This window comes from Streptomyces sp. NPDC085866 (genome assembly GCF_044541035.1).
GTDB lineage: Bacteria > Actinomycetota > Actinomycetes > Streptomycetales > Streptomycetaceae > Streptomyces.
Genome location: NZ_JBITSQ010000026.1, coordinates 46,600 through 61,663 on the forward strand (window position 1 = coordinate 46,600; position 15,064 = coordinate 61,663).

9 protein-coding genes are annotated in these 15,064 nt (G+C 74.2%); 3 read left to right on the top strand and 6 right to left on the bottom strand.

What is annotated here, in order from left to right; genetic code table 11:
• Positions 1 to 288: 288 nt before the first annotated feature.
• Positions 289 to 702 (bottom strand): PaaI family thioesterase, encoded by a 414-nt coding sequence (locus tag ACIF83_RS42360; protein WP_393477829.1) that lies wholly within the window; start codon positions 700 to 702, stop codon positions 289 to 291.
• Between the two features lie 198 nt (positions 703 to 900).
• On the opposite strand from ACIF83_RS42360, the gene ACIF83_RS42365 reads away from it, so the two are divergent.
• The gene (locus tag ACIF83_RS42365) at positions 901 to 2,301 is read left to right on the top strand and encodes an alpha-lytic protease prodomain-containing protein (protein ID WP_399735655.1); all 1,401 of its coding nucleotides are present in this window, start codon (positions 901 to 903) and stop codon (positions 2,299 to 2,301) included.
• 655 nt (positions 2,302 to 2,956) lie between these two features.
• Here the strand turns inward: ACIF83_RS42365 and ACIF83_RS42370 are convergent.
• On the bottom strand, positions 2,957 to 5,101 hold the full coding sequence (locus tag ACIF83_RS42370; protein ID WP_399735658.1) for a SpoIIE family protein phosphatase: 2,145 nt from the start codon (positions 5,099 to 5,101) through the stop codon (positions 2,957 to 2,959).
• 343 nt (positions 5,102 to 5,444) lie between these two features.
• Between ACIF83_RS42370 and ACIF83_RS42375 the strand changes: the two genes are divergently transcribed.
• On the top strand, positions 5,445 to 6,053 hold the full coding sequence (locus ACIF83_RS42375) for a LuxR C-terminal-related transcriptional regulator (protein ID WP_390769086.1): 609 nt from the start codon (positions 5,445 to 5,447) through the stop codon (positions 6,051 to 6,053).
• Here the strand turns inward: ACIF83_RS42375 and ACIF83_RS42380 are convergent, their stop codons facing one another.
• The 4 genes from ACIF83_RS42380 to lanKC form a co-directional block, all read right to left on the bottom strand.
• The gene (locus tag ACIF83_RS42380; RefSeq protein WP_399735594.1) at positions 6,054 to 7,769 is read right to left on the bottom strand and encodes an ATP-binding cassette domain-containing protein; all 1,716 of its coding nucleotides are present in this window, start codon (positions 7,767 to 7,769) and stop codon (positions 6,054 to 6,056) included.
• Complete coding sequence (locus tag ACIF83_RS42385) at positions 7,766 to 9,454, bottom strand: ABC transporter ATP-binding protein (protein WP_399735597.1); 1,689 nt, start codon at positions 9,452 to 9,454, stop codon at positions 7,766 to 7,768. Before ACIF83_RS42385 ends, ACIF83_RS42380 begins: the two co-directional genes overlap by 4 nt.
• A 97-nt stretch (positions 9,455 to 9,551) precedes the next feature.
• Positions 9,552 to 9,665, bottom strand: coding sequence for a SapB/AmfS family lanthipeptide (locus tag ACIF83_RS42390; RefSeq protein ID WP_094222020.1), 114 nt, complete (start codon positions 9,663 to 9,665; stop codon positions 9,552 to 9,554).
• A 48-nt stretch (positions 9,666 to 9,713) separates the two neighbouring features.
• Positions 9,714 to 12,347, bottom strand: a complete 2,634-nt coding sequence (gene lanKC, locus ACIF83_RS42395) for a class III lanthionine synthetase LanKC (protein WP_399735600.1) — start codon at positions 12,345 to 12,347, stop codon at positions 9,714 to 9,716.
• 205 nt (positions 12,348 to 12,552) lie between these two features.
• Here lanKC and ACIF83_RS42400 point away from each other — a divergent pair, with 205 nt between their 5' ends.
• Positions 12,553 to 15,000, top strand: a complete 2,448-nt coding sequence (locus ACIF83_RS42400; RefSeq protein WP_399735603.1) for a SpoIIE family protein phosphatase — start codon at positions 12,553 to 12,555, stop codon at positions 14,998 to 15,000.
• Positions 15,001 to 15,064 lie beyond the last annotated feature (64 nt).

Consider the following 15,064-nt stretch of genomic DNA (forward strand, 5'->3'; position numbering starts at 1 on the left):
CATCGCCCCAACGCGGCCCTTGTCCGCCGGGCGGCGAATCCGGCACTCGGCGCCAAAGGCGTGCCGGGGGGCGCGCGGATGTGCAGAACCAGGGACGTCAGTGACTTGGTTGAGTATTCAATGTGCAGATTCCCTGAAGCGGGGATTCCGGTAAGCGATCGGAACGGATCGTTACCGATCGGTAGCTGAGTGTGTCCCTGTCAGTGCATGGATGTGTCAGCCCGTCAGTGCATGGATGTGTCAGCCCGTCAGTGCGCAGAGGTGTCAGCCCGTCAGTGCACGGACGTGTCAACCGATCAGTGCATAGATCGTGCTCGCGCGAGCCGCGAGCGCACCTGACGCGGCGTCGGTCAACGTGATGTCCGCGAACGCCATCCGCCGGCCCAGCTTGGTCAGGACCGCTTCGATCAGGACATCCGAACCGGTCACCGCCCGCTGGAAGGACGTCGACTGCTGCACGGTCGTCATCGGCACGAAGCCGCCCCGTGCGGCCGAGACCGCGATCACCGTCGCCGTGTCGGCGGCTGCCATGAGCGCCTGCCCCGACAGTCCGCCACCCTCCCGGGCCAGCCGCTCCGACCAGGGCAGACGCAGGACCGCGCGGTCCTCGCCCAAGGCCTGGACGGACAGTCCGAGGTCGAGCACCCAGGGGGCGAAGTTGGCGGAGAGGATCTTGTCGGCTTCGGCGGTGGTCATCGTCATATGGGGGATTGTTCCCGGCTGCTCCGCGCGACACGCGGAGCGTGGCCGATTCGCCTCCAGGGGGCGGAACTTGGCGAACGGAATTGAACGCACCGCATGACCCGGCCGTACCTACTGCCATCCAGGCGCCCCCGATCAACTGCCCGACAGCGGCAGACCCCCGTCCCCAGGAGGTCGAGAATTTTGAGTCACAAGCGAATGCCCAAGCGCAAGGCCGCGATAGCGGTGGGCGGTGTCGCGGCGCTCGGAGCGGCGGCCCTCCTGCTGCCGAACGCCAACGCGTCACAGGACCAGAACAACGCGGCGGGCGCCGCCGGTAGCGCGAAGACCCTGAAGGCCTCGGACGCCTCGGATCTCGCCGCACAGCTGCAGAAGGCGCTCGGTGACGCCCTCGCCGGGTCCTACTACGACAGCGGCAAGAAGCAGCTGGTCGTCAACGTGGTCAACGGTGACGACAACATCGTCCAGCAGGCGGAGAAGGCCGGGGCGATCGTCCGCCAGGTCGAGAACAGCACCTCCGAACTCAAGGCCGCCGCAGGGACGCTGAAGACCAAGGCGACCATCCCGGGCACCGCCTGGGCCGTGGATCCGCGCACCAACAAGGTCGTGGTCACCGCCGACTCCAGCGTCACCGGCGCCAAGTGGAACCGGCTCCAGTCGACCGTGCAGAGCCTCGGCTCCGGCATGGCGACCCTGAAGAAGTCCGCCGGCACCTTCAAGACCTTCGTCTCCGGCGGCGACGCCATCTTCTCCCAGGTGCAGGGCGGCAACGTGCGCTGCTCCCTCGGCTTCAACGTCAAGGCCTCGGACGGCAGCCCCGCCTTCCTGACGGCCGGCCACTGCGGGGTCGCCGCCAAGGACTGGTCCGACTCCCAGAACGGCCAGCCCATCGCCACCGTGGACCAGGCCAAGTTCCCGGGCAACGACTTCTCGCTCGTGAAGTACAACGACGCCACCACGCAGGCGCCCAGCGAGGTCAACACCGGCAACGGCCAGACCGTCCCGATCACCCAGGCCCAGGACGCCACCGTCGGCGAGACCGTGTTCCGGATGGGCTCCACCACCGGGCTGCACAACGGCCAGGTGACCGGCCTCGACGCCACCGTCAACTTCCAGAGCGAGACCGACCCGAACGGCGTCGACACCGTCAACGGCCTCATCCAGACCAACGTCTGCGCCGAGCCCGGCGACAGCGGCGGCTCCCTGTTCACGCAGGACGGCGGCGCGGTCGGCCTCACCTCCGGCGGCAGCGGCGACTGCACCAGCGGCGGCGAGACCTTCTTCCAGCCGGTCACCGCCGCCCTGCAGGCCACCGGCGCCACGCTCGGCGACGGCGGCAACGGCGCGGGTGACCAGGCGGGTGCGGGTGACCAGGCGGGCACCGCCGACCCGTCGGCCTCGGCCGGGGACCAGGCAGGCGCCGGTGACCAGGCCGGCGGCGACCAGATCGGCGGCTCCGCCGACCCGTCCGCCTCGGCGGGCGACCAGAGTGGCACCGGCGAGGGTGCGGGCACCGGGGATCAGTCCGGTGCGGGCGCGGGAGACCAGTCCGGCGCCGGCACGGGCGACGGGTCGTCGTCCCTGACCGACAGCCACTGACCCTCCTCCAGCGGGACATCAACGGTCCTGCACCGGGATCCGGCGGTCCGGCCTTTCGGCCGGACCGCCGAGCCGTCGCTCACCGGGTTCCGGCGGGCGGGCCCGCCGGGCTGTCCTCGTTGCAATCCGGCGGGCCGGCCTCTCGGTAGGTCTGGCCGAGCCGCCAGGCACCGGGATCCGGCGGGCTGCTCCCGTACCGGGTTCAGGCGGTCCGTTCCCGTACCGGGTTCCGGCGGGCGGGCCCGCCGGGCTGTCCTCGTTGCAATCCGGCGGGCCGGCCTCTCGGTAGGTCCGGCCGAGCCGCCAGGCACCGGGATCCGGCGCCCGTTCCCGTACCGGGATCCGACGCCCGTTCCCGCACTGGGATGCGGCGGACCGTCCCCGTACCGGGATCCGGCGCCCGTTCCCGTACCGGGATCCGGCGCCCGTTCCCGCACCGGGATGCGGCGGACCGTTCCCGCACCGGGATGCGGCGGACCGTCCCCGCACCGGGATCCGGCGGGCCGTTCCCGCACCGGGACCGGCCGTGCCGCCCGCGCGATGGCACCGGCCGAGTAGTCCCGAGACTCCCTGACCGGCCCACCGCGGTTCCGGCCGGCGGGGACGGTCCGGCCCTCCGGCGGGAGGGCCGGACCACGGTCGTACAGCCCGGGGTTCAGCGGATCTCGCCGGCCCGCAGCAGCAGGACCGCCACGTCGTCCACCCGCTCCCGCGCCGCCGCGCTGTGCCGTACGAGTTCGTCGGCCAGGTCCTCCAGCGGCTGGTCGCCGACTTCGGCGAGCAGCGCGCCGAGGTCGACCAGGGAGTCCTCGATGTCCACGTCGGGAGACTCCACGAGACCGTCCGTGTAGAGGGCGAGGACCGAGCCCGGGGCCAGGGACACCTCGGTCGTCGGGTATGTGGCCGACGCGTCGATCCCGAGCAGCGGGCCGCCGGCGAGGTCCAGCACCCGCACCTGCCCGTCCGGACGCCGGAGCAGCGGTGGCGGATGCCCGGCGCGTGCCATCACGGCCTGCCCCTGTGCCGGATCGAGCCGTAGATAGAGGCAACTGGCGAACAGATCGGCCCCGAGGTCGATGAGCAGCCGGTTGGTGCTGCTCATCACGTCCTGCGGTGCCTGGCCCACCGTGGTGTACGCCCGTACCCCGGTGCGGATCTGCCCCATCAGCGCGGCCGCCGTCACGTTGTGCCCCTGGACGTCCCCGATCACCGCCGCGGCGAGCGGCCGGGCCGGCACCAGGTCGTAGAAGTCGCCGCCGATCTCCATGCCCTGAGTGGCCGGCAGATAGCGGGCGGCCGCCTCGATGCCGGGCAGCACTGCCAGTGTGTGCGGCAGCAGCGACTCCTGCAGCCCCTGCGCCAGCCGGTGCTTGGCGTCGTACAGCTGGGCGCGTTCCAGCGCCTGCGCGATCAGGCCGCCGAGGCTGGTGAGGACCGCCCGCTCGTCGGCGGGGAAGACATGCGGGTCGGTGTACGCCAGCACGCACGTGCCCACCGGCCGACCGGACGCGATCAGCGGCAGATACGCCCAGGACCCGAACCCGTCCGGGGGCCGGTTCGGGTACAGTCGCGCCATCTGTTCCCGCGAGTCGAAGAACGCAGGCACTCCGCTGTTCAGGGCCTGGGTGCCAGGGGTGCGTTCGCTCAGCGGCAGCCCGTCGAAGCGCTCCACCACGTACGGGTCCGCGTACCCGCGGTGTCCCAGCACGTGCAGCCGCCCCGCCTGCGAGGCGAGGATCACCAGCGCCTGGCAGCCGACCGACGGGACGACCTCGTCCCACACCAACTGCACGACGTCCTGCACCCCCACCGCCTCGGTCAGGGCCGCGGCCAGGCTCAGCACCTGAGTGATGGTCACCAGCCGCGAGGGCCCCGGCCCCGTCCGCGGCGCCTCCCGCGCCATCTCCGCCACCGCCCGCGCCCGGCTGATCCGCACGCTCAGCCCGGTCGTGCTCGGATACATCCGGAACGACAGCCACTCGCCAGGCGGGCGCAGTGCCACGAACGACGTCACCTGCTGGCTGATCAGCGCGGCCCGGTACCGGTCCTCGTACATCGGGTCGTTCAGCCACGGCACGGACACCCACGGCAGGATGCCGAGCAGCTCCCCGGCGGGGCGCCCGAGCAGGTCGGCGGCGGCCGCGTTGACGAAGACGATCCGGCCGTGCAGGTCCAGCGACACCAGCCCGTACGGCAGCCGGGACACCATCCGTGCCGCCTCCACCGATCCCAGCGTGTCCGACACGCCCGACAGCGGCGTCGCCAGCAGGTCGACCTCGGGGCCGACGGGCCGGTTCTCCACGGCGGCCCGCTCCAGCCGCAGGGCCAGCCGCTCGCAGGCCGCCGTCAGAATGTCGCGCTCCCGGTCGGACAGCTCCGGCGGATGCACACCGGGCCAGGTCACGAACACGGCGCCGTACACGGTCCCCGCCGTCGCCACCGGCAGCGCGGCCAGCGCGAACGGGTACGGCAGCACCACCGAGATCCGCGGATAGCAGCGCGCCATCTGCTCCTCGCCGCCCACCCACACCAGCCGCCGGTCGCGCACCGCGTCCGCCACCGGGATCGGCGCGCTCAGCCCGACCCGCTCCCACGGCGCCGCGAACGCCCGGGGCATGCCCGCCATCACCGCCATCTCCAGGACCGGCTCGTCGGGCCTGAGCAGGTACACCGCGCCGGAGTGCGCGTGCACGTCCTCGACCATCGAGGCCAGCGCGATGGACAGCAGCGGTCGGCCGACCTGAGTGCTGTCGACTGCCCATGGCTGCGTCGGCCCTGGCCCGTCGGACACGCCGACCACCTCCTCGCAGGGCCGCGCGTCACGTCTCGGGGTCAAGGCTCCCTCGCGGGGGCGTGCGGCGCACGGCGAGCACCCTGCGCGCGCCTTTGGCCGCAGCCGTGAGCTGCGCAGGAGCCGGCTCGCCCCGCGAGTCTGCGCGTACCCCGTCGGGACGGGATCATGCCTCAGCGGCCGAGGCGTGCGGCGGCGTACGGGCGCCGTGTGTGCGCCCCCGCGCACCTTGATGGCCGATTCTCCGCGCCCGCGAACGGTGAACGCGCCCAAGAATGGGGCACGCGCGGAACATCTGAAGACGAGAGCCCGGCGATACGGGGCGAAGTACGGCCGACTGGAGGGGCGGGCAGTGATCCGGGTACTGCTGGTGCACGACGCGTGTCTGGTGCGATCGGTCCTGGCCGAGTGGTTACGGGAGGAGCCTGGCCTGTACGTGGAGGACACACCCTGGCGTGGTGCGGCGGCACGGGTACGGTCCGGGTGCCCGGACGTGTGCGCGGCGGACCTGGACTGCGCCGACGGCCATGGCGTGCCGCCGCTCGGCGACCTGTGCCCGCCCGGCACGGGCGGCCGGCCGCCTGCGCTGGTGGTGCTTGCGAGTGCGAATCGTCCCGGGCTGCTGAAGCGGGCGGCCGAGGCGGGTGCGCTCGGCTTCGTCGACAAGGCGGGCTCACCGGAGCGGCTGGTGCGCGCGATCCGCTGCGTCGCGGAGAGGGAACGTTTCGTCGATGCGTCGCTGGGCTTCGGCTTCCTCAAGGCGGCGCAGATGCCGCTGACCAGACGGGAGCTGAGCGTGCTGTCCCTGGCGGCCGGCGGGGCGTCCGTCGCGGAGATCGCCGGCAGCCTGCACCTGTCGCACGGCACGGTGCGCAACTACATGGCGGCGATCACCCGCAAGACCGGGGCGCGCAACCGCATCGACGCGATCCGGATATCCCGCGGGGAGGGGTGGGTGTGATCACCGGACCGGTGCGGTGGACCGCGCCGTCCAGCCGTCGACCAGGTCCCGGTACAGGGCCGAGGTCCGCAGCAGCTCGTCGTGGGTGCCGCAGGCGGTGCGCGAGCCGTCCAGCACCAGGACGCGGTCGGCGCGGCGGGCCGAGCTGATGCGGTGGGCGACGACCACGAGGGTGCCGCCCGGCCGCGCCGCGAACGCCCGCTCGGCCCGTGCCTCTGCCGCCGGGTCCAGATGACAGGTCGCCTCGTCCAGCAGGGCGAGCGGCGCGGGCGACAGATAGGCCCGGGTCAGCGCGATCAGCTGCCGCTCGCCTGCCGACAGCGCGACCGGATCGACCCTGCCTCCGGGCCCGCCCAGCGCCCGCAGCAGCGGCTCCAGCCCGACCGCCTCGGCAGCGGCCAGCAGCTCCGCCTCCGGCACCGGATCCCGGCGGAAGAGGCCCAGGTTCTCGGAGAGGGTCCCGCCATGGACGTAGGCCTCCTGCGGGATCAGTACGCGGGAGGCGGCCGCTTCCGCTCCCGGGACGGCGTGCCCGTACACCCGGATCGCCCCCTCCCGCGCCTCCAGCAGCCCGGCGACGAGCCCCGTGAGCGTCGACTTGCCGATCCCGCTGGGACCGACGACGGCGAGGTGCGACCCCGCCGGGACCGTGAGGTCGAGTCCGTCGAGGACGGGCTCGCTCGCGGGGCCGTAGGCGAAGGCGACCGAGGTGAGGGCCAGGGCGGGGGTGGCGGGTGGCGTGGGTCCCTCGGTCCGGGGGGACTCGCTCCGGTCCTCGCGCCGCCGTTCTCCCCAGACCGCCGGTGGCGCCAGCCGCCGTAGGACCACCGTGAGCCGGGACCCGCTGGTGCCCAGGCCGTGGACGAGGTTCTGGAGGGCGGGGAGCAGGGACTGGGTGACGTAGGCGAGGGCGCCCACCAGGGCACCTGGCGTCACGCCGTGACGCAGCAGCCAGGGCGTGGTGGCGAGCAGCAGGACCACCGGCAGCTCGCCGCCGACCGCCGGCGCGGCCACCCGGGCCACGCTCCAGCGGGCCAGGGCGCGGGCAGCCCGCTGTTCCGCGTCGACCGACTCCGCGACGGTGGCCGCCACCCGCGCCTCGGCACCGGCCGCCGTGACGTCCCGCAGCCCCGGACACACCGTGCCCAGCTCCTCGGCCAGCGCTTCGTCGGCGGCGAGGAAGGCCTCCTGACGCCGGGCCAGCGGCCGCAGCGTCGCCACGAACAGGCACAGCCCGGTCAGCAGCGGGGGCACGACGACCGTCAGCAGCAGCGGGGCCAGCGAGAACAGGCCGATCAGCGCGCCGGCGACGGTGAACAGGAAGGAGCGGGAGACCAGCACCAGCCCGGCCAGCGTGTCCCGGGCGATCTCCACCTGCTGGGTGAGCCCGGACAGCGCCCCGGCGTCCGCCTTCCGCACCCCGCGCCCGACCACGCTCGCCACCAGGCGGTCCCGGACCGGTTCGACCAGCGCGGCCACCACGCCGTACACCCGCCCGGTCCCGTACGCCCCGGCGCCCACCGCGAGCCCGGCCGTGCCGAGCCACAGCAGACCGACCCGTGTGTTCCCGCCGAGGAACCCGTCGTCCAGCGCCCGGGCCAGCGCATAGCCGGCCAGGAAGGTCTGCCCGGCCTCCAGGACCGACCAGAGCCCGAGCCGGACCAGCACCCGCCAGCGCTCCCGTACCGCCTCCAGGACCCGTGCCCGCGCGTTCACGCCCCGAACACCGCCCGGTACTCCGCGTCCCGCCACAGCTCTGCATGGCGGCCCACCGCTCGTATCCGGCCCCCGTCCAGCCAGGCGACGGCGTCGGCGCGGGCCGCCGTGGCCGTGCGGTGGGCGATCAGCAGGCGGGTCGGGCCCGCTCCCGGGGCCAGCAGGGACTGGGCGATCCGGTGTTCGGTGACCGTGTCGAGGCTGGAGAGGGCGTCGTCGAGGATCAGCAGGCGGCCGCCGTGGGCGAAGGCGCGGGCGAGGCCCAGGCGCTGGGACTCGCCGCCGGAGCGGGGCGCGTCGGCGCAGCGGGTGGCGTAGCCGTCGGGCAGGCGGCGGACGAAGTCGTCGGCGCGGGCCGTGCGCGCGGCCCACCGGATCCGGTCGGGGGAGGGCGTGGTGAGCCCGAACGCGATGGCGTCCTCGACGGTCGTGCCGAGCAGGGCGGGGCGTTCGAAGGCGTAGGAGACCGCGCCGCGCAGGTCGGCGTGACCGAGCTCGCGCAGGGGGATCCCGTCGAGCAGGACCTCGCCCGCGTCCGGGTCGACGAGTCGGCCGGCGAGTTCGGCCAGCAGGGACTTGCCCGTGCCGGAGCGGCCGACCACGGCGAGGGTCGTGCCGCCGGGGACGAGCAGGTCCACGCCGTCCAGGACGGTGCGGCCGCCCCGGCCCGCCGTCACGCCGCGCAGTTCCAGCTGCCCGGAGCCGGACGGCAGCCCTCGGGTGCCGTACCCGGGCGCCCGCTCGGCCAGCACCTCGGCGAGCCGTCCGGTCGCCGCCCGGGCCCGGGAGAGCGCGGCCAGTTGTCCGACCAGCACGCCGACTCCCGTGGCGAGGACGGCGTACCGGGAGGCGGCCAGCACCTCGCCCACCGACAGGCGATGGCGGGCGAGCAGCAGCCCGGCCACCGCGACCACGCCCAGGTTCAGCAGCGGTGCCACGGTGACCGCCTGCGCGGCGGCCCGCCCCTGCACCCGCCACATGCGGTGCCCTGCGCGGGACAGCTCGGGCAGCGGCGCGAGGATCCGGGCCGTCTCGCGGTCCTCCGCGCCCGCGGCCCGGATGGTGCGGAAGCCGCCGACCGCCTCCGCGAGAGCGGCCGCCATCCGCCCCTGCACCCGCTGGTAATCGGCCACGCACGCCGAGGTGTCCCGGGCGAAGGCCCGCAGCAGCAGCGCCAGTACCGGCGCGCCGACGAGGAACACGGCCGCCAGCCACGGGTCGATGAGGCCGAGCGCCACCACGCCCCCGACCGGCCCGGCGAGCGCGGCCACCAGTGCGGCCACCGCGGCCGGTGCCGTCCCCGCCTGAGCGGCGTTGCCGACCAGCCGCGCCACCAGGTCCCCGGCGCCGAACCGGGCGCCCGCGCGCGGGCCCAGGGCCAGCACCTGCCCGGCGACCCGGCGGCGCAGCCACGCGGTGGACCGGGCGTCGACCGTGCCGGTGAGCACGCCCGCGCATCCGTCCAGCACGGCGATCAGCAGCACCAGGCCCGCGCAGCAGGCCACCCAGCGGGTTGCCGGAGCGTGGGCGAGCAGCAGGTCGAGGGCCCGGCCGAGCACGGCGGGCAGGAGCAGCCCGGCGGCCGTGGCTGCCGTGCTCACGGCGCACAGGGCGGCACAGCGGGCGCCGCCGTGCCGGAGTACGGCACGCGGCAGACGAGCGGGAGCTTCGGGGGAGGGCGTCATCGGCTGCGGCCTCGCGTCGGGGCGGACGGGAAGGCTCCGGGCAGCCCCTCCCGAACGGGGGAGAGGGCTGCCCGGAGCCGTGGACTGACCGGCCCGGTCAGAGACAGAGCAGGATGCTCGCCGCCGAGACGCAGGACAGCAGGCTCACCGTGCTCGCGCCGGTGTGGGACAGCTCGTCGGACTCCAGGGTCTGCAGGTCGAGAAGTGCCATGATCGTGTCCTTTCCCTTCATTGGGGACGGGGTTGTGTCACGACTCCGTCAGGTGGCGGAGCCGCGGGTGGGGGCCGCCGGTGGCGGCGGAAGGAAGGGCAGGTGCGCGGTGCGCGTCGCGTTGTGGGCCGCCGCGAGCGCGAGCAGGCAGCCTGCCGTTCCGGTGGCGAGGTCCATGGAGAGCCGCATCATCTGGTGCCCGGGGAAGGCGAGTTGGCCCTGGTAGGCCATCGCCGACCAGCCGAGCCCGTCGATCTGCTGCGCGAGCCGCTCCCGGCCGGCGCCCGGCGCGGTGCTCCGGGCGAGGTGCAGCACCATGCCGGCACGGCCCTGGAACAGACCGGGCTGTGCGTAGAAACGGGAGGTGGCGGCGGTGTGGATGCCCGTCCGAGCCCGCTCGAACTCCCTTGTGGTGTCGGCAGATTCGGTGAGCGCGTCACCCGCCTGTGCCAGGTAGTCATCGAGGACCAGCCCGATCCCCACGCTCCCGTCGCCGAGGTACGGCAGCGTCCGCCAGCCCTCGTCCACCTCCAGGGCACCGTTCACCTCCTGGAGGACGCAGCAGGCAAGGTCGCGCCGGAGTGCCTCGGCGGCCGCCGCCAGCAGCCGGGGTTCACCGGTCTCCTGGTACCGCCGCAGCAGGAACAGCGCGGGTCCGCTCGCGCCCCGCAGCAGCCCGGCCCGCCGCCGGGGCGGGTCCGGCACCGGTTCGGCGAGGCGTCGTACGAGGATCTCGGCGGCCTCGGCAGCACGATCGCGCAGCGCCGGCTCGCCGGTCGCGGCCGCCAGCTCGCCGAGGACCAGGCCGAGTCCGGCGAGGCCGCCGTGCAGGTCGGAGGAGAGGTTGCGCCAGTTCTCCCGCAGCACGCCGCCGATCAGCTCCAGCGCCCGCTGCCGGTGGCCGAGCCGGTCCAGGACCAGGGCCACTCCCGCGAGACCGTCGTACAGGCCGAGCGGGGTGCCGGGCGGCGGCGGGGCGGTGTGGTCCAGCAGCCAGCGCTCGCCCTCGTCGTACCGGCCGGCGCCGGAGACCTCCAGCGCGTACAGCACCCCGGCCGCGCCGTGCGCGAGTCCGAGGCCGCCGCCGTCGGAGAACTGGGCGATGTCGCCCGGGAAGAGCCGGTCGTCGCGCTCCGGGGTCGCGGCGGCGAGGATCGCCTTGACCATGGAGTCCCGGCTGTAGGGCCAGTCGCCCGGCACCACCGGCGGAGCGGACGTACGACGGGCGGGCCCGCCCGCGATGTCCCGGGTGATCTCCGCGACCGCCTCGTCCAGGAAGGCGCGCGGCACGTCGGGGAACTGCTCCGCGATGACGTCGGCCAGATGGGCCGCCTTGCCGCGGTCCACCACGAACAGCGTGGTCACCGGCAGGAACAGGGCCAGGCGCAGACAGGCCAGCGCGTACCGGTCGACATCGGTGCCCCGGCGGTCCGGCGGGGCGAAGAAGCCCGGGTGGGCCACCGTCTGCCGGCCGTTCTCCGCGGCCGGGGCGGCTGCCTCGAAGTCGATGAGATACACCGTCTCCTCGTCCGGGGCGACCATGACGTTGAAGACGTGCAGGTCGTGGAAGACCAGCCCGCGCGCGTGCACCGCCGCCGCCGCCCGCTCCACCGCCCGGTGGATGCGCAGCGCCCACGCCGTGTACGAGGCGACCTTCGCCGGATCCGGGTCGGACGCGAGCAGCGGATGCCGTTCGGCGAAGAACGAGTTGAGCGGGCGGCCCTCGAGGAAGTCCATCACCAGGAACCGGTGGTCGCCGAGCGTGAACCAGTCCCGCACCTCCGGCACCACACCCGTCCCGGCGACCCGCTCCAGCGCGGCTTTCTCCCGTGCCAGCCGTTCCACCGCGTCCGCCCCGTCGGCCGCGAGCCCCGCGTGCGGACGCCCCTCCTTCAGCACCACCCGGCGCCCGTCCCGGGTGTCCGTGCCGACGTACACCCCGCCGCCGTTGGAGAAGTGCAGCGCCTTCTCGATCCGGTACGGCAGCTCGCCCACCGTCGTGGTGTTGCGGGCCTCCAGGTGCGGCCGCAGGAACTCCGGCAGCGTCACCCACTCGGGCACCTGGAACGACGGTGCCCGCCGGTCCGGGACCAGGCGCCCCTCGCCGTCGGTCACGGCCAGGACCAGCGAACCGCGCTCGTCGACGACGAACCGGCGCGCGAAGGCGCCGTAGCGGACGTAGAGCGGACCGTCGTGCCAGCGCAGGTCGGTCAGGATGTACGGCCCCTCGCAGCCCTCCAGCAGCGCGCCCAGCTCGCGCAGCACCTCGTGCAGCTGTTCCTCGTCGGCGGGGTAGACGGTCACGAACTTGCCGCTCGTGTCGCGGCCCGCGTACTTGGCGTTGCGCAGGTGCAGCAGATGCGGGGACGGCACGAACTTGAACGGGATCCGGCGCGGCACGCAGTAGCCCCACACGATCCCGGCGATCCGCTCCGCGTCGGCCGCCGTCGCCGATGAGTGGATCTTCCAGCCCTGGGCCGGCGACGGGAGCGGCTCGCCGTCCCCGTCGAGCGGGGTCAGTGTGAGCCAGTCGCCGGTGCGCGCCGCGTGCCAGCCGTCGGGGACCGCACGACGCGCCGTCGGGAACAGCGGCGCGGACTCGCCCCCGGGCGCCGAGAGCCGGTCCGGTGTGTCGTAGAAGTGCCCGTCGGCCAGCGCGTACACCTCGTACCGCTTGTCCATGCGCCTCCCGCCCCCTCCTTCGGTCGAACCCGGTAGACACTCGCAGCAGGCGGACGGTCGCGGACAGTCACGGCTGTCACGAGATCACCGTGCGAAACGCATGGGTAAAGATGTGTTCGGCGGCTTTCGAGCCACCTCTCCACAGACGGCACGCGGAGCCTTCACAGGGGCTGCGCAGGCGGCTCATACGCGCTGTAATGGCGAAGTGGCCAGTGAGGGTGCTGCGGTGCGCAGAACGAGAGCCGAGCGTGCCGAAATCGCCCTTGAAACACTCATCGCCGTGCCCGCCTCTCCCGACCGGCTGCGCCGGGTCCTCGAACAGGCACTCGTGTTCGCCGGGGCGGCGTTCGTGGGCGTCTACGTGCCCGGCGACGATCCCTCCATGCTGTGTCTGACCGAGTCGGCGGGTCTGCCCCGCACGCTGTACGGCCTGCGCGACGGCTACCCGGTCACGGGCGGCTCCCCGGTCGCCGTGGCCCACCGCACCGGTCGGCCCCGATGGCTCGGCCCGGACGAGCTGGCCGACTGCGCCGAGGCGCGCCGCACTCCGTCGGCCGAGTTCTCCGTCGGTACGCTGCCGCTCGGTCCGGCCGGCAGTGGCTGTCTGCTCGCCGTCAGCGAGCACCCCGGCGGCTTCGGCACCGACGACCGCACCTGCCTGGAGCTGGTCGCCCGCGCGGTCGCCGTGCCCGTGCCGGCCGGCCCGGACGCCGACACCGGCGAGCTGCCCGGTGACGCGTTCAGCCTGGCCATGGACACCGGCCGGGTCGAGGTCGGCGACGAGATCCTGCGCCTCTTCGGGATCGGCCGGGGCGCGTTCGACGGCAAGGTGGAGACACTGCTCGCCCTCACGGTGCCCGAGGACCTGCCCGCCCTGATGTCGGTGGTCGAGGCCGACCACATGTCCATCGGCGACCGTGAGCTGGAGTTCCGCGTCCTGCAGCCCTCCGGCCCGCCCAAGTGGCTGCGGCTGAGCGGCCGGTTGCTGCCCGGCGGCGAGGGGCGCTCGGCCCGACTCGTCGGCACCGTCGCCGACGCCTCGACCGTGCGCTCCGACGTCACCGACGTGGCGCGCGTGCAGCGTCTGGCCGCCGCCCTCGCCATGGCCGGCACCGTCAAGGACGTCGGCCAGGCCGTCGTCGCCGCCCTGCGCAAACCCCTCAAGGCCGACCGCATCGCCCTCGCCGAACTGGAGAACGACCGCCTCGTCGTCACCGTCCTCGACCCACCCGAACCCGAGGCCTGGCCCGAGCTGTGGCGCTCCGAGTGGCGCACCGAATGGCCCGACGCGCCGGTGCGCGCCATGCCCACCCTCGCCGCCGCCCTGCGCGAGGGCCGCTCCCGGATCTGGCCCGCCGGCTCCCCGCTGGAGCCCGCCCTCGCCGGCGTCGGCCCCGGCGGCCTCGCCGTGCTGCCACTGCCCGCGGGTGGCCGCATGGCCGGCGCCTGCCTGATCGGCTGGGACCGCCCGCACGAGTTCGGCCCCGACGAGCGCGCCCTGCTCACCGCCTGTGCCGGCCTCACCGGACAGGCCCTGCTGCGCGCGCACGCCTTCGACGCCGAGCACGAACTCGTCGGCATGCTCCAGCGCACCCTGCTGCCGCGCCGCCTGCCCCGGCTGCCCGGCGCGGTCGCCGTCGCCCGGTACCTGCCCACCACCGCGGGGCTCGAGGTCGGCGGCGACTGGTACGACGTGATCCCGCTCGCCGACAACCACGTGGCCTTCGTCATCGGCGACGTCCAGGGCCACAACGCGGGCGCCGCCACCCTGATGGGCCAGATGCGCACCGCGCTGCGCGCCTACGCCGTCGAGGGCCACACTCCGGACGTCGTCGTCGCGCACGCCAACCGGCTGCTGCTGGACATGGAGACCGACCTCTTCGCCACCTGCTGCTACGTCGACGTCGACATGGAGCAGGGCACCGCCTGGTGCGTGCGCGCCGGTCATCTGCCGCCGGTGCTGCGCCACCCCGACGGCTCCACCGAGATCGTCGAGGCCGAGGGCGGCCCGCCGCTCGGTGTGCTCACCCAGGCCGACTTCCCGATCACCCCGCTCCGCCTCCAGCCCGGCACGGTACTCGCGCTCACGACCGACGGTCTGGTGGAGTCCGCCGAGACCGACATCGACGTGGGCCTCGACCGGCTCACGAGCGAACTCGCCACCGCCGACCCCGGCCACCTGGGCCTCGTCGCCGACGCCCTGCTCACCGGCGCCCACCGCAGCGACGACGTCGCGCTGCTGCTGATGCGCTACGACGGCATGGCCGTACGCCCGCTGCGCGAGACCTGGACCGTGTGGCGGGTCCCCGAAGCGGTCCGGCACGCCCGCCGCTTCACCCGGCGCACCCTGCGCACCTGGGGCGTCCCGTCCGACACCATGGACGCGGCCCTGCTGGTCGTCTCCGAGCTCGTCACCAACGCCTTGGTCCACACCGGCGGCCAGGTACGCCTCGACCTCAGCCTGGTCAACCACCGGCTGCGGCTCGCCGTCGCCGACACCTCGCCCCGCAGCCCCGTCAAGAACACCAACGTCGGCTGGGAGGCCACCGGCGGCCGCGGCATCCTGCTGGTGGAGGCGGTGTCGGAGGACTGGGGGACGGTGCCGGTCAGCGGCGGCAAACAGGTGTGGGCCGACCTCGTCCCCGAGGCCTGACGGCCACTCGGGTACCGGTCGGGTCGGCTTGCGGCAGGTCGGAGGAGTCCGCGGGCCCGCCGTG